Annotated in this window: 19 protein-coding genes; 17 read left to right on the top strand and 2 right to left on the bottom strand. The window is 60.6% G+C overall.

Features of this window, described 5'->3' with window-relative positions; all coding sequences use genetic code 11:
• The first annotated feature begins 11 nt into the window (after positions 1 to 11).
• From rpmJ to bfr, 8 genes are all read left to right on the top strand, one after another.
• The gene (rpmJ, locus tag P3R38_RS22435; protein WP_002555468.1) at positions 12 to 128 is read left to right on the top strand and encodes a 50S ribosomal protein L36; all 117 of its coding nucleotides are present in this window, start codon (positions 12 to 14) and stop codon (positions 126 to 128) included.
• A gap of 131 nt (positions 129 to 259) precedes the next feature.
• Positions 260 to 616, top strand: a complete 357-nt coding sequence (rpsM, locus tag P3R38_RS22430; RefSeq protein WP_023382624.1) for a 30S ribosomal protein S13 — start codon at positions 260 to 262, stop codon at positions 614 to 616.
• 18 nt (positions 617 to 634) lie between these two features.
• Positions 635 to 1,024: a 30S ribosomal protein S11 gene (rpsK, locus tag P3R38_RS22425; RefSeq protein WP_003255454.1), complete on the top strand. Its 390-nt coding sequence runs from the start codon at positions 635 to 637 to the stop codon at positions 1,022 to 1,024.
• Positions 1,025 to 1,039: 15 nt separating this feature from the next.
• A complete protein-coding gene (gene rpsD, locus P3R38_RS22420; RefSeq protein WP_023382623.1) occupies positions 1,040 to 1,660 on the top strand; it encodes a 30S ribosomal protein S4 in 621 nt (206 codons plus the stop codon).
• A gap of 22 nt (positions 1,661 to 1,682) precedes the next feature.
• Positions 1,683 to 2,684, top strand: coding sequence for a DNA-directed RNA polymerase subunit alpha (gene rpoA / locus P3R38_RS22415; protein ID WP_003255452.1), 1,002 nt, complete (start codon positions 1,683 to 1,685; stop codon positions 2,682 to 2,684).
• Between the two features lie 42 nt (positions 2,685 to 2,726).
• Positions 2,727 to 3,113 carry a 50S ribosomal protein L17 gene (gene rplQ / locus P3R38_RS22410; protein WP_003255451.1) on the top strand — a complete coding sequence of 129 codons (387 nt, stop codon included), beginning with the start codon at positions 2,727 to 2,729 and terminating at the stop codon, positions 3,111 to 3,113.
• Between the two features lie 172 nt (positions 3,114 to 3,285).
• On the top strand, positions 3,286 to 4,725 hold the full coding sequence (locus tag P3R38_RS22405; RefSeq protein ID WP_186599121.1) for a catalase: 1,440 nt from the start codon (positions 3,286 to 3,288) through the stop codon (positions 4,723 to 4,725).
• A gap of 163 nt (positions 4,726 to 4,888) precedes the next feature.
• The gene (gene bfr / locus P3R38_RS22400) at positions 4,889 to 5,353 is read left to right on the top strand and encodes a bacterioferritin (protein ID WP_023382621.1); all 465 of its coding nucleotides are present in this window, start codon (positions 4,889 to 4,891) and stop codon (positions 5,351 to 5,353) included.
• Between the two features lie 56 nt (positions 5,354 to 5,409).
• Here bfr and uvrA read toward each other — a convergent pair whose 3' ends face one another.
• Positions 5,410 to 8,244: an excinuclease ABC subunit UvrA gene (gene uvrA / locus P3R38_RS22395; protein ID WP_023382620.1), complete on the bottom strand. Its 2,835-nt coding sequence runs from the start codon at positions 8,242 to 8,244 to the stop codon at positions 5,410 to 5,412.
• 129 nt (positions 8,245 to 8,373) lie between these two features.
• Here uvrA and P3R38_RS22390 point away from each other — a divergent pair, with 129 nt between their 5' ends.
• The gene (locus P3R38_RS22390) at positions 8,374 to 9,768 is read left to right on the top strand and encodes an MFS transporter (protein ID WP_023382619.1); all 1,395 of its coding nucleotides are present in this window, start codon (positions 8,374 to 8,376) and stop codon (positions 9,766 to 9,768) included.
• 9 nt (positions 9,769 to 9,777) lie between these two features.
• Positions 9,778 to 10,314 (top strand): single-stranded DNA-binding protein, encoded by a 537-nt coding sequence (locus tag P3R38_RS22385; RefSeq protein WP_023382618.1) that lies wholly within the window; start codon positions 9,778 to 9,780, stop codon positions 10,312 to 10,314.
• 119 nt (positions 10,315 to 10,433) lie between these two features.
• On the opposite strand, the gene P3R38_RS22380 is transcribed toward P3R38_RS22385, so the two are convergent.
• Positions 10,434 to 11,825 (bottom strand): PLP-dependent aminotransferase family protein, encoded by a 1,392-nt coding sequence (locus tag P3R38_RS22380; RefSeq protein ID WP_027907534.1) that lies wholly within the window; start codon positions 11,823 to 11,825, stop codon positions 10,434 to 10,436.
• Positions 11,826 to 12,267: 442 nt separating this feature from the next.
• On the opposite strand from P3R38_RS22380, the gene P3R38_RS22375 reads away from it, so the two are divergent.
• The 7 genes from P3R38_RS22375 to fdhE all read left to right on the top strand — a co-directional run bounded on the left by P3R38_RS22375 (position 12,268) and on the right by fdhE (position 20,897).
• The gene (locus tag P3R38_RS22375) at positions 12,268 to 13,293 is read left to right on the top strand and encodes a TauD/TfdA family dioxygenase (RefSeq protein ID WP_023382616.1); all 1,026 of its coding nucleotides are present in this window, start codon (positions 12,268 to 12,270) and stop codon (positions 13,291 to 13,293) included.
• Between the two features lie 30 nt (positions 13,294 to 13,323).
• Positions 13,324 to 14,109, top strand: a complete 786-nt coding sequence (locus tag P3R38_RS22370; protein ID WP_023382615.1) for a TSUP family transporter — start codon at positions 13,324 to 13,326, stop codon at positions 14,107 to 14,109.
• A 24-nt stretch (positions 14,110 to 14,133) separates the two neighbouring features.
• Positions 14,134 to 14,895, top strand: a complete 762-nt coding sequence (locus P3R38_RS22365) for an SDR family NAD(P)-dependent oxidoreductase (RefSeq protein WP_104881184.1) — start codon at positions 14,134 to 14,136, stop codon at positions 14,893 to 14,895.
• 405 nt (positions 14,896 to 15,300) lie between these two features.
• Positions 15,301 to 18,369 (top strand): formate dehydrogenase-N subunit alpha, encoded by a 3,069-nt coding sequence (fdnG, locus tag P3R38_RS22360; RefSeq protein ID WP_148299938.1) that lies wholly within the window; start codon positions 15,301 to 15,303, stop codon positions 18,367 to 18,369.
• Positions 18,369 to 19,319 (top strand): formate dehydrogenase subunit beta, encoded by a 951-nt coding sequence (gene fdxH / locus P3R38_RS22355; RefSeq protein ID WP_023382611.1) that lies wholly within the window; start codon positions 18,369 to 18,371, stop codon positions 19,317 to 19,319. Before fdnG ends, fdxH begins: the two co-directional genes overlap by 1 nt.
• The gene (locus P3R38_RS22350) at positions 19,316 to 19,972 is read left to right on the top strand and encodes a formate dehydrogenase subunit gamma (RefSeq protein WP_023382610.1); all 657 of its coding nucleotides are present in this window, start codon (positions 19,316 to 19,318) and stop codon (positions 19,970 to 19,972) included. The genes fdxH and P3R38_RS22350 overlap by 4 nt, the downstream gene beginning before the upstream one ends.
• A gap of 4 nt (positions 19,973 to 19,976) precedes the next feature.
• A complete protein-coding gene (gene fdhE, locus P3R38_RS22345; RefSeq protein WP_104883238.1) occupies positions 19,977 to 20,897 on the top strand; it encodes a formate dehydrogenase accessory protein FdhE in 921 nt (306 codons plus the stop codon).
• The last annotated feature ends 93 nt before the right edge of the window (positions 20,898 to 20,990 follow it).

Raw genomic sequence — 20,990 nt, 5'->3', positions numbered from 1 at the left:
AGGAGTCGGTAATGAAAGTTCGTGCATCGGTGAAAAAGCTGTGCCGCAACTGCAAAATCATTCGTCGCGAAGGCGTCGTACGAGTGATCTGCAGCGCGGAACCGCGTCACAAACAGCGCCAAGGCTGAGTGTGATCTGCGCTTCAAACCCAGCAGCTAGTGTGCTGCTGGGTTGATTATTCGTTTCTACAGCGATATTATCTCGCGCCCTATTTCTTGGCTTCCGGGGCGTAGGTAGCTGTCAATTGGAGTCCCACTGAATGGCCCGTATTGCAGGCGTCAACATTCCAGATAACAAGCATACTGTTATCTCGCTGACCTACATCTATGGTGTCGGTCGCACTACTGCACAGAAGATCTGTGCAGACGCTGGTGTCAACCCAGCCGCTAAGATCAAGGATCTGAGCGACGAGCAAATCGAAATCCTGCGTGGCGAAGTCGCGAAGTTCACCACTGAAGGTGACCTGCGTCGTGACATCAACATGAAGATCAAACGCTTGATGGACCTGGGTTGCTACCGCGGCCTGCGTCATCGTAAAGGTCTGCCGGTTCGCGGTCAGCGCACCAAGACCAACGCACGCACCCGTAAGGGCCCGCGTAAGCCGATCCGCAAGTAATCGCCCAGGAATATAGACATGGCAAAACCTGCTGCTCGTCCTCGTAAGAAAGTCAAAAAGACAGTGGTTGATGGCATCGCCCACATCCATGCGTCTTTCAACAACACCATCGTGACCATCACCGACCGTCAGGGCAACGCGTTGTCCTGGGCTACCTCCGGTGGTTCGGGTTTCCGTGGTTCGCGCAAATCCACCCCGTTCGCAGCTCAGATCGCTGCTGAACGTGCTGGTCAAGCTGCGCTGGAATATGGTCTGAAGAACCTCGACGTTAACGTCAAGGGTCCAGGTCCAGGTCGTGAGTCCGCCGTTCGTGCGCTGAACAGCTGCGGCTACAAGATCGCCAGCATCACCGACGTGACGCCTATCCCGCACAACGGGTGCCGTCCGCCGAAGAAGCGTCGCGTGTAATCAGGAGACAGATAAATGGCACGTTACATTGGTCCAAAATGCAAACTGTCTCGCCGTGAAGGCACTGACCTGTTCCTGAAGAGCGGCGTTCGCGCTCTGGAATCGAAGTGCAACATCGAAGCAGCCCCAGGTATCCACGGCCAGCGCCGTGGCCGTCAGTCCGACTACGGTACCCAGCTGCGCGAGAAACAAAAAGTCCGTCGTATCTACGGTGTTCTGGAGCGTCAGTTCCGCGGTTACTACCAAGCTGCTGCCTCGAAAAAAGGCGCAACTGGTGAGAACCTGCTGCAACTGCTCGAGTGCCGTCTGGATAACGTCGTCTACCGTATGGGCTTCGGCTCGACTCGTTCCGAGTCCCGTCAGCTGGTTTCGCACAAAGCGATCAGCGTCAACGGTAAGACTGTAAACATTCCATCCTACCAAGTTCGTCCGGGTGACGTGGTCGCGGTTCGCGAGAAGTCGTCGAACCAGCTGCGCATTGTTCAAGCCCTTGAACTGTGCGCCCAGCGTGGCCGCGTTGAGTGGGTAGACGTAGATGCTGCTAAAAAGTCGGGCGTTTTCAAGAACGTTCCTGCTCGCAGCGACCTGTCTGCCGACATCAACGAAAACCTGATTGTCGAGCTCTACTCCAAGTAAGGGCTAGAAAATAGGTGCATCCATGCAGATTTCGGTAAATGAGTTCCTGACTCCCCGTCACATTGACGTGCAGGTAGTCAGTCCAACCCGCGCCAAGATTACGCTCGAGCCTCTCGAGCGTGGTTTCGGCCATACCCTGGGCAACGCGCTGCGCCGCATCCTGTTGTCCTCCATGCCTGGCTGTGCAGTAGTCGAGGCCGAGATCGATGGCGTACTCCACGAGTACTCCGCGATCGAAGGTGTACAGGAAGACGTAATTGAAATCCTGTTGAACCTGAAAGGTCTGGCTATCAAGCTGCACGGTCGTGACGAAGTTACGCTGACCTTGTCGAAAAAGGGTTCGGGGGTGGTTACCGCTGCCGATATTCAGCTGGATCACGATGTCGAGATCGTCAACCCCGATCACGTAATCGCGAACCTGGCGTCCAACGGCGCCCTGAACATGAAGCTCACTGTAGCTCGTGGTCGCGGTTACGAGCCGGCCGACTCTCGTCAAACTGACGAAGACGAAAGCCGCAGCATTGGCCGTCTCCAGCTGGACGCTTCGTTCAGCCCGGTGCGTCGTATCGCCTACGTGGTCGAGAACGCCCGTGTTGAACAGCGTACCAACCTGGACAAGCTGGTCATTGATCTGGAAACCAACGGCACCCTGGATCCTGAAGAGGCTATCCGCCGCGCTGCGACCATCCTGCAACAGCAGCTGGCCGCGTTCGTCGACCTCAAAGGTGACAGCGAGCCTGTCGTAGTCGAGCAGGAAGACGAGATCGATCCGATCCTGCTGCGTCCGGTTGACGACCTGGAACTGACTGTACGTTCGGCCAACTGCCTCAAGGCGGAGAACATCTACTACATCGGCGACCTGATTCAGCGTACCGAAGTAGAGCTGTTGAAGACTCCTAACCTGGGCAAGAAGTCCCTGACTGAAATCAAGGACGTGCTGGCCTCTCGTGGTCTGTCTCTCGGCATGCGCCTCGACAACTGGCCGCCTGCAAGTCTTAAGAAAGACGACAAGGCGACCGCCTGATCGTCGTAATCACCGAACGTAGTGTTTGGTAAGGAATGAATCATGCGTCATCGTAAAAGTGGACGTCACCTGAGCCGTACCAGCTCTCACCGCAAAGCTATGTTCCAGAACATGGCTGTGTCGCTGATCGAGCACGAGCTGATCAAAACCACCCTGCCGAAAGCCAAGGAACTGCGCCGCGTTGCCGAGCCGCTGATCACCCTGGCCAAGGAAGACAGCGTTGCTAACCGTCGTCTGGCCTTCGACCGTACCCGTTCGAAGTCCGCTGTTGGCAAACTGTTCAACGACCTGGGCAAGCGTTACGCCACCCGTCAGGGCGGCTACCTGCGCATCCTGAAGTGCGGTTTCCGCGCTGGCGACAACGCCCCTATGGCGTACGTCGAGCTGGTTGATCGTCCGGTCGGCGGTGCTGTAGAAGCTGCTGAGTAAGACGTTCTGTCTGCTACAAAGAACCGGGCCTAGTGCCCGGTTTTTTGTCTTTACATGTATTGTAATTATCTATTGATGTTAGTCATTCAATGAATTTGTTCTTGTAACCTCGTTCGCCAATACTCTCCTCAAGCCGTTTGGTCGGCACATCAAGACCCCATAAGGAGAGCCCATGAGCAAGATTCTCACCACCGCCAGCGGTGCACCCGTAGCCGATAACCAGAATTCCCGTTCTGCAGGCCCGCGCGGCCCGCTGCTGCTCGATGATTTCCACCTGGTGGAGAAACTCGCCCATTTCAACCGTGAGAACATCCCCGAGCGTCGTGTACACGCCAAGGGCTCGGGTGCTTACGGTACCTTCACGGTCACCCGCGACATCACCCATTACACCCATGCAAAACTGTTCTCGGAGCTCGGCAAGCAAACGGAGACCTTCCTGCGCTTCTCTACTGTTGGGGGTGAGCGTGGCTCGGCCGACACCGAGCGCGACCCGCGCGGTTTTGCCGTCAAGTTCTATACCGAAGAAGGCAACTGGGACATCGTTGGCAACAACACGCCGGTATTCTTCATCCGCGATCCGTTGAAGTTCCCTGACTTTATCCACACCCAGAAGCGCCATCCGCAGACCAACCTGAAAAATGCCCAGATGATGTGGGATTTCTGGTCGCACTCGCCCGAAGCGCTGCACCAGGTCACCATTCTGTTCTCTGACCGCGGAATTCCGGATGGCTATCGCCACATGCACGGGTTCGGCAGCCACACCTACAGCCTGGTCAATGCCCAAGGTGAGCGCACCTGGGTCAAATGGCACTTCAAGACCCAGCAGGGCATCAAGAATCTGGAACCTTCCGAAGCCGCGCGTTTGGCAGGTACTGACCCGGATTACGCGCAGCGTGACCTGTTCGAGGCCATTGCACGCGGCGATTACCCGCGCTGGACTGTCTGCATCCAGGTGATGAGCGAAGCCGAGGCAGCCGGACGTGGCGAGAATCCGTTCGATGTCACGAAAACCTGGTCGCAGAAAGATTTTCCGCTGATCGAGGTGGGCGTTCTGGAGCTCAACCGTAACCCGTTGAACTACTTTGCCGAAGTCGAGCAAGCCACGTTCGGCCCGAGCAACATGGTGCCTGGCGTTGGCCTCTCGCCCGACCGCATGCTGCAAGGCCGCGTGTTCGCCTATGCAGACGCCCACCGCTACCGCGTCGGGACCAACCATCAGCAGTTGCCGGTTAACGCGCCGCGCTGTCCGATGCACAGCTACCAGCGCGATGGCTCGATGGCTAACGGTAGCTATGGCAGTGCGCCGAACTATGAGCCGAACAGCTACGCGGACGCGCCCAAGCAGTCGGCACGTCACGCCGAGCCCGCGTTGCCCTTGAGTGGTGCCGCGGATCGTTACGATCACCGTGAGGACAATGACTACTACAGTCATGCCGGTGCGTTGTTCCGCTTGATGAGTGAGCAGCAAAAGGCACTTCTTTTCCGCAACATCGCCGGCGCCATGGCCGGTGTCAGCGAAGAGGTGGTTCAGCGGCAGCTGCAGCACTTCTTCAAGGCTGACCCGGCCTACGCAGAAGGGATAGCCAACGCGTTGGGCGTAAACCTCGCCTAAGTCGAAGTGATAAGGAGAACCGCCCTCAATTGGGCGGTTTTTCAATGAATATCACTACTGTTTAGCCGATTTTTTACTTCTAATTGCGCGTTTTTCAGTGACCGCGCGCGAAAGCTGGTTCACACTATGTGGCATAGACGTTTTCACATGGAGAAACAGGGCGATGCAAGGTCACCCGGATGTTATCAACTACCTCGTTACATTGCTGAAGGGCGAACTGGCGGCGCGCGACCAGTACTTCATCCACTCGCGTATGTACGAAGACTGGGGCCTGTCCAAGCTCTACGAGCGAATCAACCATGAGATGGAAGAAGAGACGCAGCACGCCGATGCCCTGATGCGTCGAATTCTCATGCTCGAAGGTACGCCAGACATGCGCGCGGATGACCTCGAAGTGGGTACAACCGTGCCGGAGATGATCGAAGCGGATCTGAAGCTCGAGTACAAGGTACGGGCTGCACTGTGCAAAGGCATCGAGCTTTGCGAGCTGCACAAGGATTACGTCAGCCGCGATATCCTGCGTGCGCAGTTGGCCGACACCGAGGAAGATCACACCTACTGGCTGGAGAAGCAGCAGGGCCTGATCAAGGCGATAGGCCTGGAGAACTACCTGCAGTCGCAGATGTAACGCCGGCCACCCTGATACCCAAAGCCCCTGGCAATCAACTGCCAGGGGCTTTTTGTTTATGCCCGGTCCCGCTCCAGCAACGGTTTGAGGTAATGCCCGGTATAGGACTGTTTGGTGTTGCTCAGTTCTTCCGGTGTACCACAGGCGATGATCTGGCCACCCTTGGAGCCACCCTCTGGCCCCAGATCCACCAGCCAGTCGGCTGTCTTGATCACGTCCAGGTTGTGCTCGATCACCACTACGGTGTTGCCGTGGTCGCGCAGGCGATGCAGTACGTCCAGCAGCTGCTGGATGTCGGCGAAGTGCAGGCCGGTGGTCGGCTCATCGAGGATATACAGCGTTTTGCCCGTGTCGCGCTTGGACAGCTCGCGCGACAGCTTCACCCGTTGCGCCTCACCACCGGACAACGTGGTCGCCGACTGCCCCAGCTTGATGTACGAAAGCCCGACATCCATCAGGGTCTGAAGCTTGCGCGCCAGCGCGGGGACGGCGTCGAAGAACTCGCGGGCATCCTCGATGGTCATTTCCAGTACTTCGTGGATGTTCTTGCCCTTGTACTTGATCTCAAGCGTCTCACGGTTATAGCGCTTGCTCTTGCAGACATCGCACGGAACGTAGATATCCGGCAGGAAGTGCATTTCGACCTTGATCAGGCCATCGCCCTGGCACGCTTCGCAACGGCCACCTTTGACGTTGAACGAGAAGCGCCCCGGTCCGTAACCGCGGGATCGCGATTCCGGCACGCCCGCGAACAGCTCGCGGATCGGAGTGAAGATGCCGGTATAGGTGGCTGGGTTCGAGCGTGGTGTACGGCCAATCGGGCTCTGGTCGATATCGACCACTTTATCCAGGTGCTGCAGGCCATCGATGCTGGTGTGGGCGGCAGCCTCCAGGCTGCTTGCGCCATTGAGGGCGGTGGCGGCCAGGGGGAACAGGGTGTTGTTGATCAGGGTCGACTTGCCCGAGCCGGAGACACCGGTCACGCAGGTCAGCAGACCGATCGGCACCTCCAGATCGACGTTCTGCAGGTTATTGCCTCGCGCACCCTTGAGCTTGAGTTGCAGCTTCTTGTTGCGCGGCGTGCGTTTGGCCGGCACCACGATCTTCTTGCGACCGGACAGGTACTTACCGGTGAGCGAGTCAGGGTGAGCCATCACTTCCTGTGGTGTACCCTCGGCGACGATCCGGCCGCCATGCACGCCCGCCCCGGGGCCGATGTCGACGACATAGTCGGCCAGGCGAATGGCATCCTCGTCGTGTTCGACGACGATCACCGTATTGCCCAGGTCCCGCAGGTGGTTGAGGGTGGCCAGCAAGCGATCGTTGTCGCGTTGATGAAGTCCGATGGACGGTTCATCGAGGATGTACATCACCCCCACCAAGCCTGCGCCGATCTGGCTTGCCAGGCGGATACGCTGGGCTTCGCCGCCGGACAAGGTCTCGGCGCTGCGGTCCAGTGTCAGGTAGTCGAGGCCGACGTTGACCAGAAACTGCAGGCGTTCACAGATTTCCTTGAGGATTTTCGCGGCGATTTCACCGCGCCGACCGGTCAGGGTCAATGCGCCGAAGTAATCGCTGGCTTCGCCGATCGGCAGGTTGGTCACTGCTGGTAGGGTCTTCTCCCCGACCCAAACATGGCGGGCTTCACGGCGCAAACGCGTACCACGGCAGTCCGGGCAGGGCTGCGTGCCGAGGAATTTGGCCAGTTCTTCGCGCACGGTGGCCGACTCGGTCTCACGGTAGCGCCGCTCCAGGTTCGGCACGATGCCCTCGAACGGGTGCGAACGCTTGACGATGTCCCCGCGGTCGTTGAGGTACTTGAAGTCGACGCTCTGCTTGCCACTGCCCTGAAGAATGACCTTCTGGTGTTCCGCAGAGAGCTGCTCGAAAGGCGCTTCGAGGCTGAAGCCATAGTGCGCGGCCAGCGAGCCGAGCATCTGGAAGTAATAGACGTTGCGCCGGTCCCAGCCGCGGATCGCCCCTTCGGCCAGCGTCAGCTCGGCATTGACAAGGCGCTTGGTGTCGAAGAACTGCTTTACGCCCAGACCGTCGCACGTCGGGCAGGCGCCAGCGGGATTGTTGAAGGAGAACAGCTTCGGTTCCAGCTCGCTGATCGCATGACCGCAGATAGGGCAGGCGAAGCGTGCGGAGAAGATCATCTCTTCGCCGGCCTCGTCGTCCATCGGCGCCACCAGGGCAATGCCGTCCGCCAGTTTCAGGGCTGTCTCGAACGACTCGGCCAGGCGCTGCTGCAAATCGGCACGCACTTTGAAACGGTCTACCACTACATCGATGCTGTGCTTCTTCTGCTTGTCCAGCTTGGGCAGTTCGTCGAGCTCGTAGAGCTTGCCATTGACCCGTGCACGGACGAAGCCCTGGGCGCGAAGTTCGTCGAACACAGCCAGGTGCTCGCCCTTGCGCTCGCGGATCACCGGGGCCAGCAGCATGAGTTTGCTGCCCTCGGGTTGGGCAAGCACCAGGTCGACCATTTGGCTGATGGTCTGCGCTTCCAGCGGAATGTCGTGGTCAGGGCAACGCGGCGTACCGACACGGGCATAGAGCAGGCGCAGGTAGTCGTAGATCTCGGTAATGGTGCCGACGGTCGAGCGTGGGTTGTGCGACGTCGATTTCTGTTCGATGGAAATGGCCGGCGACAGCCCCTCGATGGTGTCGACGTCGGGTTTTTCCATCATCGACAGGAACTGTCGGGCATAGGCCGAGAGCGACTCGACGTAGCGGCGCTGGCCTTCGGCGTACAGGGTGTCGAACGCCAGGGATGACTTACCGGAGCCGGACAGGCCGGTGATCACGATCAGCTTGTCCCGGGGCAGGGTCAGGTCGATGTTCTTCAGGTTGTGGGTACGTGCCCCACGAATCAGGATCTTGTCCACTGCGGCCTCGCTCTGCGGGCATAAACAAGGAAGTATACGGCGCGCTGCCAGTACGCGGCAAAGCGTCGCGTAGATGCCGTCAAGCTGTCGGACTGGTAGAATCGCCGCCGGTTCATACGAGGTTAAACCATGCACGACACCCACAACGAACGCATGAGTGGCAGCGAAACCCGCGCCGCAGGCGGCCTGGCTCTGGTCTTTGCCTTTCGTATGCTGGGCATGTTCATGGTCTTGCCCGTGCTGGCCACCTACGGCATGGACCTTGCCGGCGCTACCCCCGCGCTGATTGGCCTGGCCATCGGTGCCTATGGATTGACCCAAGCGGTGCTGCAGATCCCGTTCGGGGTGATTTCCGACCGCATCGGCCGTCGCCCGGTGATCTACCTGGGCTTGGTCATCTTCGCCCTGGGCAGTGTGCTGGCGGCCCAGGCCGACTCGATCTGGGGCGTGATCGCCGGTCGCATCCTGCAAGGCGCAGGGGCGATTTCCGCAGCGGTCATGGCGTTGCTGTCAGACCTGACACGCGAGCAGCACCGTACCAAGGCCATGGCCATGATCGGCATGAGCATCGGCCTGTCGTTCGCTGTAGCCATGGTCGTCGGCCCCTTGCTGACACGTGCCTTCGGCTTGTCAGGATTATTCCTCGCCACCGCAGCGTTGGCGCTGGTCGGTATCGCGCTGATCGCCTTCCTGGTGCCTAATACCCACAGCACCTTGCAGCACCGAGAGTCAGGTGTGGCGCGCCAGGCCCTCGGCCCGACCCTGCGCCATCCGGACCTTCTGCGCCTGGACGCGGGCATTTTCATCCTTCATGCCATCCTCATGGCCAGCTTCGTGGCGCTGCCGTTGGCGTTCGTCGAGCGTGGTGGGCTGCCCAAGGAAGAGCACTGGTGGGTGTACCTGACCGCGTTGTTCATCTCATTTTTTGCAATGGTCCCGTTTATCATCTACGGCGAAAAGAAGCGCAAGATGAAGCGCGTTTTGGTTGGTGCAGTCGCTGTGCTGCTGCTAGTCGAGGTGTTCTTCTGGGAATGGGCTGACAACTTGCGCGGACTGGTGATCGGCACCGTGGTATTCTTTACCGCATTCAACTTGCTGGAGGCGTCGTTGCCTTCGTTGGTGAGCAAGGTGTCGCCCGCTGGCGGCAAAGGGACGGCGATGGGGGTATATTCCACCAGCCAGTTCCTCGGCGCTGCTCTGGGAGGAATCATCGGTGGCTGGTTGTTCCAGCACGGTGGGCTGAGCATGGTGTTCCTCGGTTGTGCAGGGCTCTGCGCCATTTGGTTGGTCGTTGCCTTGCGTATGAACGAGCCGCCCTATGTGACCAGCCTGCGCATGCCGCTGTCGCCCGAGGCCGTCCGTGAAGCCGGACTGACCGAGCGCCTGATGGCCGTGCCGGGTGTAACCGACGCCGTGGTGGTGGCAGACGAGGCCGCCATCTATATCAAACTGGATACGAAAATTTTGGACCGTGCGACCCTGGAGCGTCTGGTGAATCCAGCCTCTTCGGCGTGCGAAGCCTAGGAGAACGTTATGGCCCGTGGGGTTAACAAAGTCATTCTGGTCGGCACCTGCGGTCAGGATCCCGAAGTCCGCTACCTGCCCAACGGTAACGCCGTGACCAACCTGAGCCTGGCTACCAGTGAGCAGTGGACCGACAAGCAGTCCGGTCAGAAGGTCGAGCGTACCGAGTGGCACCGTGTGTCGCTGTTCGGCAAGGTTGCCGAAATTGCTGGTGAATACCTGCGCAAGGGTTCCCAAGTCTACATCGAGGGCAAGCTGCAGACTCGCGAGTGGGAAAAAGACGGCATCAAGCGCTACACCACCGAAATCATCGTCGACATGCAGGGCACCATGCAGCTGCTCGGCGGCCGTCCGCAGAACCAGCAACAGGGCGGCGACCCCTACAACCAGGGTGGCGGCAACTACGGTGGCCAGCAGCAGTACAACCAGGCACCGCGCCAGCAGGCCCCACGTCCGCAACAGGCACCACAGCGTCCCGCGCCGCAGCAGCCAGCCCCACAGCCAGCCGCCGACTTCGATAGCTTCGACGACGATATTCCGTTCTAAGGAATTGCTGCAGCGTTGAGCTGATCGTAAAACCCCCGCGATGCGGGGGTTTTTTATAGGTGTGGTGTTTTGTATTGAAGCAACCCGGGCCGCGCATGAACGCCCTGAACCGTGAAAGTTCAGTAGAACAGCCGCGGCTCCGGCGAATCCAGCAGGCTGGCCAGCTTGGTCAAGGCGAAGCTCAGTTCCTGGCGGCTGGGTGTCATCAAGGCGATGCGCACGCCGCAGGTGGCGGAGGTCCGCTCTGGCAGGAACTGGCTGCCACTGACAACCGTCACCCCATTGTTGCGCGCCAGGTTGGCGAACTCGTCGCTGGTCCAGGGCTCGGGCAATTCCAGCCAGATGTGGAAGCTGTTGGGCTGGCTGCGAATGTTGTACTGGCCGAGGATTTCCCGTGCCATCTGCTGTCGCGCCGCGGCTTCGCTCTGCTGGACCTGGATCAACTGATCGGCCTTGCCGCTGTTGATCAGGTTGCTGGCCAGCTGGGCCATCAGTGGCGAAGGCATCCAGACGCTGCTGCGCACCATCGACGACAGCCGCGACAGCGTCTGCGGCGGGGCATACAGGTAGCCGATGCGCAGCGCCGGCAGCACGCTCTTGGACAGGCTGGTCAGGTACACCGAACGCTCGGGCGCATAGGCGGCCAGTGGTTCGTACTCGGGGTTCGGTTCAAGAAACCCGTAGATGTCGTCATCGATGATGAACAGGTCGAATTCACGCGCGATCTGAGCGATAGCTTCGCGTCGCTCGCGGGGCATGATCGAGTTGGTCGGGTTCTGGTGGGTCGCCACGCAAACCAGCAGGGCAGGGCGATGCTCGCGACAGGCCGCACGAAGCGCCTCCGGAATGAGACCGTGCTCGTCCATCGCCACACCGCGCAGACGGCGACCCATGCTGTGCGCAAGCGAAATGATGCCGGGGTAGCAGAACGACTCGCACAGAATCACATCGTCGCTTTTCGACAGGCTGCTGATGGCTACCAGCAGGCCATGCTGCGCGCCAGAGGTCAGCACCACCTGCTGCCAGCGGGCCTCGGGCAACCAGCGCTGGATCCAGGCGGCACCCGCTTGCTTGTGCGTCGCATGGCCACCTTCGGTGACGTAGTCCAGCACTTGCGCAAGATCGGGGGCGTCGGCCAGTGCATTGATCGCGCCGCGCAGCCAGTCGGCCATGTGCGCGTCGTTGGGTTTGATGATCGAGAGGTCGACCTGGCTGCTGTCGCCTTTCTGCGCTGCAGGCACCGTCTGTAGCGCAGGCGTGGGTGTCGCGGACTGTCGCTGCAACACGAAGGTGCCACGGCCGACCTCGCCAACCACCAGGCCGCGCTTGGCAGCTTCGTCGTAAGCCCGGCCGATGGTGCCAGGGGTCACGCTCAACGCCTCGGCCAGGTCCTTGAGTGTTGGCAAGCGATCGCCAGCTGCAAGACGACCGCTGCCGATGTCCTGTTCGAGGGCGTCGGCGATCATCAGGTAGACCGGTTGCGACAGGTCGCTGTAGTGAGGAACCCACATAGAAATGGCACCAGAATCTGCGAGAACGCGGAAGCCTAGCACGAATGGTCTTATAGAGGTAATTGCAATTTCCTACGGGTTAATTACCTCTATTGCATCGGTTCTGCTCTGTGATCGGTCGATACGAAGGCGCGTTCTCGCCGGTCCAAGGCGGGTGGTAGGGTGCCGGCTCTTCGCCAGCCCATGTTGAAATCTTTTGAAATCAATGGCTTGATTGAGTCGGTGCAATTTTGTGCGTAATCATTGTAAAAATTTAATTGAATCGAGTCATTTTCCGTTATTACAATGATTGAGTCGATGCAATGTGCCTGCGCCGCTCGGACGTACGCCCTGTCATCGCATTGTTGTGAACGGCTTCAAAAAATAACGACGTCTGCCGCCTCTGCCCGGCTTAGCACGACAACGAATGGCCCCAAGCTAGTTCAATGGAATATCACTCGAAATGGAAAGCGCACACCTGCAACAAGCAGCCGAAACTCAGGCCTCACTGGAGATTCGCTTGCCCTGGGTCGTCTCCAGTGCCTGGCAAACCTTGCTGAACAACACGCCGCTCGACTTCGAGACCAGCAAAGACCTTTATCCACAACTCAAGGACCAGGCGCAGGAAGTGCTGGGCAAGGCGCTGTGTCAGCAGATTCATCACTTCGTCGAAAACCCTGACCTGACCTCCCTGATCGTGCGCAACTGCCCCCGTGACCGCGATGTGCCGCCAACGCCGTATTCCGGCGTACTCAGCCCGCGCAGCACGCCGGTTGCCTGCCTGGTCAGCCTGACCATGCAGAGCCTGATGGGCATCCACCCGATCGTTTACGAAGGCGAGAACGACGGCCGGCTGTTCCGCCATGTCATCCCGGCGCGTAGTTCCTCCAGTCACAAGAGCTCGCATGGCTCCCGACTGCGTTTTTCCTATCACGTCGACAACCCTGACCTGCCATTGTCCTCCGAGCCCATCGGCGAGGCGTCCTGCTGCCCGGAGTACCTGTCGTTCTTCGGTATGCGCTGTGACCCGCGCATCAGCACCACCCTGGTCAACCTCGATGCCGTGATCGCAGCCCTGCCAATGGCCACGGTGCGAGAACTGTGCCTGCCGCAGTTCGAGATTCGCCGTCCGGACTCCTTCACGGGTAACCGCCGTCGCACGGCCGAGCTGCCGGTGCTGGTACGCGGTCAATCCGGCGAGTGGTTGTGCCGCTTCGACAGCGAGAATACCCATGGCCTGAACCTGCGTGCCGAACAAGCGTTGGCCAGTTTGCGCAGTCTATTGGAAACCCGCCGCTTCGATGAGCCCCACCTGTTACTGCCAGGCGACTTCATGATCTTCAAGAACCAGCGCGTGCTGCATGCCCGTGATGGCTTCGAGCCACAGAACGACGGCGCCGACCGCTGGTTGTTGCGACTGTTCGCGGTCAATGACCTGAACCGGGTTCGCCTGGCCCGGGCCGACCACCTCTACGAAGTTCTCTCGTAACCCTCTCCACCACTCGACGGACACACTGCTATGGAACTGTTAGGCGCCTTCTGGGCGGAACATTGGCTGTTGGCGATTTTGCTGCTGGGCGCAATCGCCTTCATCGCTGGCTTCGTGGATAGCATCGCTGGGGGCGGTGGGCTGTTTCTGGTCCCAGGGTTTCTGCTGGTCGGCATGCCGCCCCAAGTCGCCCTGGGCCAGGAGAAGCTGGTGAGTACGCTGGGAACCCTGGCGGCCATCAGAAACTTCCTGGCCAACAGCAAGATGGTCTGGCAGGTGGCGTTGGTCGGTGTACCGTTCTCGCTGCTCGGTGCTTATCTAGGGGCCCACCTGATCGTGTCGATCTCCCAGGAGACTGTGGGCAAGATCATCCTCGCACTGATCCCTTTCGGCATCCTGATCTTCCTTACCCCTAAAGATCGACCTGTCGAAGAACGCGAGCTGTCGACGCGCATGCTCTACACGGTGGTGCCACTGACCTGCCTGGTGATCGGCTTCTACGACGGCTTCTTCGGACCAGGTACCGGCAGCATGTTCATCATCGCGTTCCATTACCTGTTGCGCATGGACCTGGTATCCAGCTCGGCCAACTCCAAGACCTTCAACTTTGCCTCCAACATCGGTGCACTGGTGGCTTTCGTGATGGCGGGCAAGGTGGTCTATCTCCTGGCCGTGCCCCTGGTGGCCTGCAACATCCTCGGCAACCACATGGGCAGCGCCCTGGCCATCCGTAAAGGCAACGAGGTGGTACGCAAGGCCCTCGTGTTCTCGATGCTGTGCCTGTTCACCAGCCTGGGCGTGAAATACCTGGCCTGACCCCCTGACTTCTGGAGATCCCTGATGAAAACAGCATTCGTAACCGGCGCATCCTCTGGGTTTGGCCGTGCCATCTGCCAAACCCTGGTCAAGAAGGGCTACCGCGTCATCGGTGGCGCCCGGCGCACCGACAAACTGCAGGAGCTGGAAGCGGAACTGGGCGACAATTTCATCCCGCTGACGTTGGATGTCACCGATGCCCGGTCGATTGCTTCTGCGGTAGAACAGATCAACGAGGCGGCGCCCAGCATCGATGTGCTGGTCAATAACGCCGGGCTGGCGCTGGGCATCGAGCGTGCCCAGGTCAGCAGTGCCGAGAACTGGCAGCGCATGATCGACACCAATGTCACCGGGTTGGCCATGGTTACCCATGCCGTGCTGCCGCAGATGGTGAAGGCCGACAGCGGTATGATCATCAACATCGGCTCGATTGCGGGTACTTATCCCTACCCCGGTGGCAACGTGTACGGTGCCAGCAAGGCTTTCGTCCGCCAGTTCAGCTTGAACCTGCGCGCCGATCTGGCAGGCACCCGCGTGCGCGTCAGCAACATCGAACCTGGGCTGTGTTCGGGTACCGACTTCTCGGTGGTGCGCCTGAACGGTGACTTGGCCGCGGTGGAGGCGCTGTATCGCGACGTGCAGGCAATTCTGCCCGAAGACATTGCTGCCACCGTTGCCTGGATCGCCGAGCAACCGGCCCATGTGAACATCAATACCGTAGAAATGATGCCAGTTGCGCAGAGCAGCGCGGCGCTGAACGTGGTGCGCAACCTGCCAGAGTGCTGAAAAGCCTGCATCCCACCTCCATGGTGCTTGCCACCGGATCGTCAGCGCCCATCAGAACGAGCGCCGCCCGCGCGGCGCTTCGCTCCCTTTTTCTCGGCCAATTTCGTCTGTGGCGTACGGCGGTAACGTGCAGATCGCACTGGCATAACTGGCCCAAAACGAACGTAGGAGCGAGCCTTGCTCGCGATGCGATGCGATGCGATGCGCGGCGCGGGCGGTCGGCGCTCGATCTCATGTGCACTGAATAGCCCAAGACATACCCAACAACTCCCCCCATGACCCACGTCATCGCACTTCCATGAATCTTGTCTAGTCTTAACGGTTGGCGGCATCTATTTGCCACCACCGTGACTACCAGAGGCGCCGGCCAAGTCCCGCGCGCTCACACCTGATCAGGAGTACACGATGGACCTCAACCGTCGGCAGTTCTTCAAGGTCGCCGCCGTCGGCCTTGGAGGCTCGAGCCTGGCGGCGTTGGGCATGGCCCCGACGCCAGCCTTCGCCGAGCAGGTGCGCCACTTCAAGCTGGCGCACACCCACGAGACGCGTAACACCTGCCCCTACTGTTCGGTCGGCTGCGGCCTGATCATGTACAGCCAGGGTGATGCGGGCAAGAACGTCAAACAGAACATCATCCATATCGAAGGCGACGCCGATCACCCGGTCAACCGCGGCACCCTATGCCCGAAAGGCGCTGGCCTGCTGGACTTCATCCACAGCGCCAGTCGCCTGCAGTACCCTGAGGTGCGCAAGCCGGGCAGCAAGGAGTGGGTACGGGTCAGTTGGGATGATGCGCTCGACCGCATCGCCGACCTGATGAAGCAGGACCGCGACGCCAACTTCATCGAGAAAAACGCCCAGGGTCAGACGGTCAACCGTTGGCTCACCACTGGTTTTCTCGCTGCATCCGCCGCCTCCAGCGAGGCTGGCTACCTGACCCACAAGGTCATCCGCGCAACAGGCATGCTGGGGTTCGATAACCAGGCGCGTGTCTGACATGGCCCGACGGTGGCAAGTCTTGCCCCGACGTACGGCCGTGGCGCCATGACCAACCATTGGTCAGATATCGCCAACGCGAATCTGGTCCTGGTGATGGGTGGCAACGCAGCAGAAGCGCATCCTTGCGGCTTCAAGTGGGTGACCGAGGCCAAGGCGCACAACAAGGCGCGGCTGATCGTGGTCGACCCGCGGTTTACCCGTACCGCCTCGGTGGCGGACTACTACGCGCCGATACGCACCGGCAGTGATATCGCCTTCATGGGCGGGCTGATCAATTACCTGCTGAGCAACGACAAGATCCAGCACGAATACGTGCGCAACTACACCGACGTGTCGTTCATCGTCAAAGAAAACTATGGTTTCGAGGACGGGCTGTTCAGCGGCTACGATGCGGCCAAGCGTGTGTATGCCGACAAATCCGGCTGGGGATACGAGCTGGGTGAAGATGGCTTCGCCAAGGTCGACCCGACGCTCCAGCACCCGCGATGCGTCTATCAACTGATGAAGCAGCACTACAGCCGCTACACACCGGAAGTGGCGAGCATGACCTGTGGCATGCCGCAGGACGCCATGATGAAAATCTGGGAGGAGATCGCCACCTGCTCGGTACCGGGCAAGACCATGACGATCCTCTACGCGCTGGGCTGGACGCAACACTCGATCGGTGCGCAGATCATCCGCAGCGCCGCGATGGTGCAGTTGCTGCTGGGCAACGTTGGCATGCCGGGGGGCGGCGTCAATGCCCTGCGCGGGCACTCCAACATCCAGGGTCTGACCGACCTTGGCCTGCTGTCGAACTCGCTGCCGGGTTACCTGACCTTGCCTGGTGACGCCGAGCAGGACTACGCCGCCTACATCGACAAGCGCGCCTCCAAACCGTTGCGCCCCGGCCAGCTGTCATACTGGCAGAACTACGGCAAGTTCCATGTCAGCTTGATGAAGGCCTGGTTCGGCGCCAATGCAACTGCGCAGAACAATTGGGGCTACGACTGGCTACCCAAGCTCGACGTACCAGCCTACGACGTGCTGCGCATGTTCGAGATGATGGGGCAGGGCAAGGTCAACGGCTACATGTGCCAGGGCTTCAACCCTATTGCCGCGTTGCCGGACAAGAACCGCGTCACTGCGGCCTTGGCCAAGCTCAAGTGGCTGGTGATCATGGACCCGCTGGCCACCGAAACCTCGGAGTTCTGGCGCAACGCCGGGCCGTTCAACGATGTCGACACGGCCAACATCCAGACCGAAGTCATCCGCCTGCCCACCACCTGTTTCGCCGAGGAAGATGGTTCGCTGGTCAACAGCAGTCGTTGGTTGCAGTGGCACTGGAAAGGCGCCGATGGCCCGGGCGAAACACGCACCGATGTGCACATCATGAGCGAACTGTTCCTGCGCCTGCGCAAGCGGTATCAGGCCCAAGGCGGTGCTTTCCCGGACGCGCTGATGAGCATCAACTGGCCGTACAAGGTCCCCGAAGAGCCATCCCCGGAGGAACTGGCCAAGGAGATGAACGGCTGGGCAGTGACCGACCTCACCGACCCGACCGGAGCGCAGCTCAAGGCCGGCCAGCAGCTGTCGGGCTTCGGTCAGCTCAAGGATGACGGCAGCACCGCCTCCGGCTGCTGGATCTTCTCCGGCTGCTGGACCGAGCAGGGCAACCAGATGGCCCGCCGCGACAACAGCGACCCCTATGGCATGCACCAGGTACAGAACTGGGCATGGGCCTGGCCCGCCAACCGTCGCATCCTCTACAACCGGGCCTCCAGCGACCCACAAGGCAAACCGTGGGACCCGGAGAAGAAGCGCCTGGTGTGGTGGAACGGCAAGGCCTGGACAGGCACCGACGTGCCCGACTTCAAGGTCGACTCGCCACCGGAGGCGGGGATGAATCCGTTCATCATGAACCCTGAGGGCGTGGCGCGGTTCTTCGCCATCGACAAGATGGCCGAGGGGCCGTTCCCCGAGCACTACGAGCCGTTCGAAACGCCGATTGGCATCAACCCGCTGCATCCGCAGAACCAGAAGGCCACGAGCAACCCGGCCGGACGGATCTTCGATTCGGTGTGGGACACCTTGGGCAAGCACGACGAGTTCCCTTACGCGGCAACGACCTACCGGCTGACCGAGCACTTCCACTTCTGGAGCAAGCATTGCCGACTCAACGCCATTGCCCAGCCCGAGCAGTTCGTCGAGATCGGCGAGGTGTTGGCCAATGAGAAGGGCATCAAGGCGGGCGACCGGGTGCGGGTGTCGAGCAAGCGCGGGCATATCGAAGCGGTAGCGGTGGTGACCAAGCGGATTCGCCCGCTCAAGGTCAACAACCAGACCGTGCACCAGATCGGCATCCCGTTGCACTGGGGCTTCACCGGGGCTACTCGGCACGGCTACCTGACCAACACGCTGGTGCCGTTCCTCGGTGACGGCAATACCCAGACGCCGGAGTCCAAGTCGTTCCTCGTCAAAGTGGAGAAAATCTGATGGCCAGCCAAGACATCATCGCTCGCTCGGCCACCACCACTGTACCGCCTTCGGTACGCCAGCAGCAGGAAGTGGCCAAGCTGATCGACACCACCAAGTGCATCGGCTGCAAGGCCTGCCAGGTGGCGTGTTCGGAGTGGAACGAGTTGCGTGACGAGGTCGGCCACAACCATGGTACCTACGACAATCCTCAGGACCTGACCGCTGAAACCTGGACCCTGATGCGCTTCACCGAGCACGAGCGCGATGACGGTAACCTGGAGTGGCTGATCCGCAAGGATGGCTGCATGCATTGCGCAGACCCGGGTTGCCTGAAGGCGTGTCCGAGTCCGGGGGCGATCATCAAGCATGCCAACGGCATCGTCGACTTCAACCAGGACCATTGCATCGGTTGCGGCTACTGCATCACCGGCTGCCCGTTCAACATTCCGCGGATCTCGCAGAAAGACCACAAGGCATACAAGTGCACCTTGTGTTCCGACCGCGTGACCGTGGGCCTGGAACCGGCCTGCGTGAAGACGTGCCCAACCGGGGCGATTGTGTTCGGGACCAAGGACGAGATGAAGGTTCATGCCGCCGAGCGTATCGTCGATCTCAAGTCGCGAGGCTACGACAACGCCGGGTTGTACGACCCCGATGGTGTCGGTGGCACTCACGTCATGTACGTGTTGCACCATGCCGACACGCCCAAGCTTTACGCCGGCCTGCCGGACCAGCCGGTGATCAGCCCGCTGGTCGGGTTGTGGAAGGGCTTCGCCAAGCCGCTGGCGCTGCTGGCCATGGGCGCGGCGGTGCTGGCTGGATTCTTCCACTATGTGCGGGTCGGCCCGCAGCGTGTCGAGGAGGATGAACACCCCGCACCGCCGGGTGATGGCGTGCATCAGGTGGACCCGTCGGTCCATGTCTATGATCCTAAACAGCCCGGCGGGCAGGGGGAGCAGCGGCCATGAACGACAACAAGCCTATCCTGCGCTACAACGCCAACGAGCGGAGCAATCACTGGGTCGTGGCGATCCTGTTCGTGCTCGCTGGACTGTCGGGGCTGGCGCTGTTCCACCCAGCGCTGTTCTGGCTGAGTCACCTGTTCGGTGGCGGCCCATGGACGCGCATCCTGCATCCGTTCATCGGGGTAGCGATGTTCGTGTTCTTCCTGGGCCTGGTGCTGCGCTTCTGGCGTGCCAACTTCATCACCGCCAATGACCGCCTGTGGTTGCGCCGCATCGACCGGGTGATGCTCAACAAGGAGGAGGGCGTACCGCCGATCGGCAAGTACAACGCGGGCCAGAAGCTGCTGTTCTGGACCCTGTTGGTGTGCATGCTGGTGTTGCTGGTCAGTGGCGTGGTGATCTGGCGAGCGTACTTCAGCCATTACTTCGACATCGGCGCCATTCGTCTTGCCTCCTTGCTACATGCCTTGGCAGCCTTCGTGCTAATTCTCAGCATCATCGTGCACATCTATGCCGGGATCTGGATCAAGGGCTCGGTAGGCGCCATGTTGCATGGTTGGGTGAGCCGCGCCTGGGCGCGCAAACACCACGCGTTGTGGTACCGCGAAGTGACTGGCGACAAGACGCCGACCCCTCACGGACGTAAAGAAGGATGACCGTTTGAGCACGATACTCGAGCCAGGGCAGATCGAAGCCTCGGCAGTGATGCCGCCGTTTCTGCATCTGCCCCCCGCCAACCTGTTCGAGCTGCGCGCCACGCGCCTCGAACAATTATCCACAGGGCATGCCTTGGGTGACTATTTGCGGCTGGTCGCCCGGCTGTGCCGCATTCAGCAACAGCTTGTGGATAACCCGCCCAGCGGTTTGCCGGTGGCAGAAGACCGTCAGCGCTTGTGTATGAGTCATGGGTTGCCGCCGCTGGCCGCAGATAGCCTGGTTCGCGAAGGCCCGTGGCTGGGATGGCTGCAGGCGTTGCTCGATCACTTCGACAGTGAAGCTGATGGCCCGCTGGTCGATGCCTTGCAGGCCCTGCGTGGCAGCGACGATGGCCAGCGCAAAGGCTGGGGCATCGCCCTGCTCGCTGGCCAGTACGACGCAGTGCCGGCGGCGCTGGTCCCCTTCATTGGCGCGGCTTTGCAAGCGGCCTGGTCGAGCTGGTTGCTGGCGTTGCCCGCGCCCGAACTCCAGCCCACCGCTAGCCTGGCCCAGTGCCCGGCTTGCGGTTCGCCGGCCATGGCCGGCGTAGTGCGCAATCGCGGCAAGCACAATGGGTTGCGTTACCTGGTATGTTCATTGTGCGCCTGTGAATGGCATGTGGTGCGGGTCAAGTGTGTGTACTGCGAGTCGAGCAAAGGCTTGCGGTACACCTATCTGGAGGATGACCGCCATGCGCCGGGCAAGGCGCCGCTGCGTGCCGAATGCTGCCCGGGGTGCGAAAGCTACCTGAAGCAGAATTACCTGGAAAACGATGCAGCGGCCGAGCCGCTGGCCGACGACCTGGCCAGCCTGGCGCTGGATATCCGCCTGGACGAGGAGGGCTTTCATCGCCTGGCACCTAACCTGATGCTCGCGCCCGGATAGTGGGGAGTGTCTACACTGCAATACCGAGTCGCCTGATTCGCGGGTAGGCCCGCTTTCGCAGCGGGATCTGCGCGAGCGGGTTTACCCGCGAAG

Origin of the sequence: Pseudomonas sp. NyZ480 (assembly GCF_029537255.1) — a bacterium.
GTDB lineage: Bacteria > Pseudomonadota > Gammaproteobacteria > Pseudomonadales > Pseudomonadaceae > Aquipseudomonas > Aquipseudomonas taiwanensis.
Note: the sequence above shows the minus strand (reverse complement) of the source record. Positions and strands in the feature narration are given on the sequence as shown.

Coding starts and splice junctions, on each gene's coding strand:
- P3R38_RS22385 (WP_023382618.1), top strand. CDS start 9,778: ATGGCCCGTGGGGTTAACAAAGTCATTCTGGTCGGCACCTGCGGTCAG.
- P3R38_RS22370 (WP_023382615.1), top strand. CDS start 13,324: ATGGAACTGTTAGGCGCCTTCTGGGCGGAACATTGGCTGTTGGCGATT.
- fdxH (WP_023382611.1), top strand. CDS start 18,369: ATGGCCAGCCAAGACATCATCGCTCGCTCGGCCACCACCACTGTACCG.
- rplQ (WP_003255451.1), top strand. CDS start 2,727: ATGCGTCATCGTAAAAGTGGACGTCACCTGAGCCGTACCAGCTCTCAC.
- rpsD (WP_023382623.1), top strand. CDS start 1,040: ATGGCACGTTACATTGGTCCAAAATGCAAACTGTCTCGCCGTGAAGGC.
- rpmJ (WP_002555468.1), top strand. CDS start 12: ATGAAAGTTCGTGCATCGGTGAAAAAGCTGTGCCGCAACTGCAAAATC.
- P3R38_RS22350 (WP_023382610.1), top strand. CDS start 19,316: ATGAACGACAACAAGCCTATCCTGCGCTACAACGCCAACGAGCGGAGC.
- rpsM (WP_023382624.1), top strand. CDS start 260: ATGGCCCGTATTGCAGGCGTCAACATTCCAGATAACAAGCATACTGTT.
- rpoA (WP_003255452.1), top strand. CDS start 1,683: ATGCAGATTTCGGTAAATGAGTTCCTGACTCCCCGTCACATTGACGTG.
- bfr (WP_023382621.1), top strand. CDS start 4,889: ATGCAAGGTCACCCGGATGTTATCAACTACCTCGTTACATTGCTGAAG.
- P3R38_RS22405 (WP_186599121.1), top strand. CDS start 3,286: ATGAGCAAGATTCTCACCACCGCCAGCGGTGCACCCGTAGCCGATAAC.
- rpsK (WP_003255454.1), top strand. CDS start 635: ATGGCAAAACCTGCTGCTCGTCCTCGTAAGAAAGTCAAAAAGACAGTG.
- P3R38_RS22375 (WP_023382616.1), top strand. CDS start 12,268: ATGGAAAGCGCACACCTGCAACAAGCAGCCGAAACTCAGGCCTCACTG.
- P3R38_RS22380 (WP_027907534.1), bottom strand. CDS start 11,825: ATGTGGGTTCCTCACTACAGCGACCTGTCGCAACCGGTCTACCTGATG.
- P3R38_RS22390 (WP_023382619.1), top strand. CDS start 8,374: ATGCACGACACCCACAACGAACGCATGAGTGGCAGCGAAACCCGCGCC.
- P3R38_RS22365 (WP_104881184.1), top strand. CDS start 14,134: ATGAAAACAGCATTCGTAACCGGCGCATCCTCTGGGTTTGGCCGTGCC.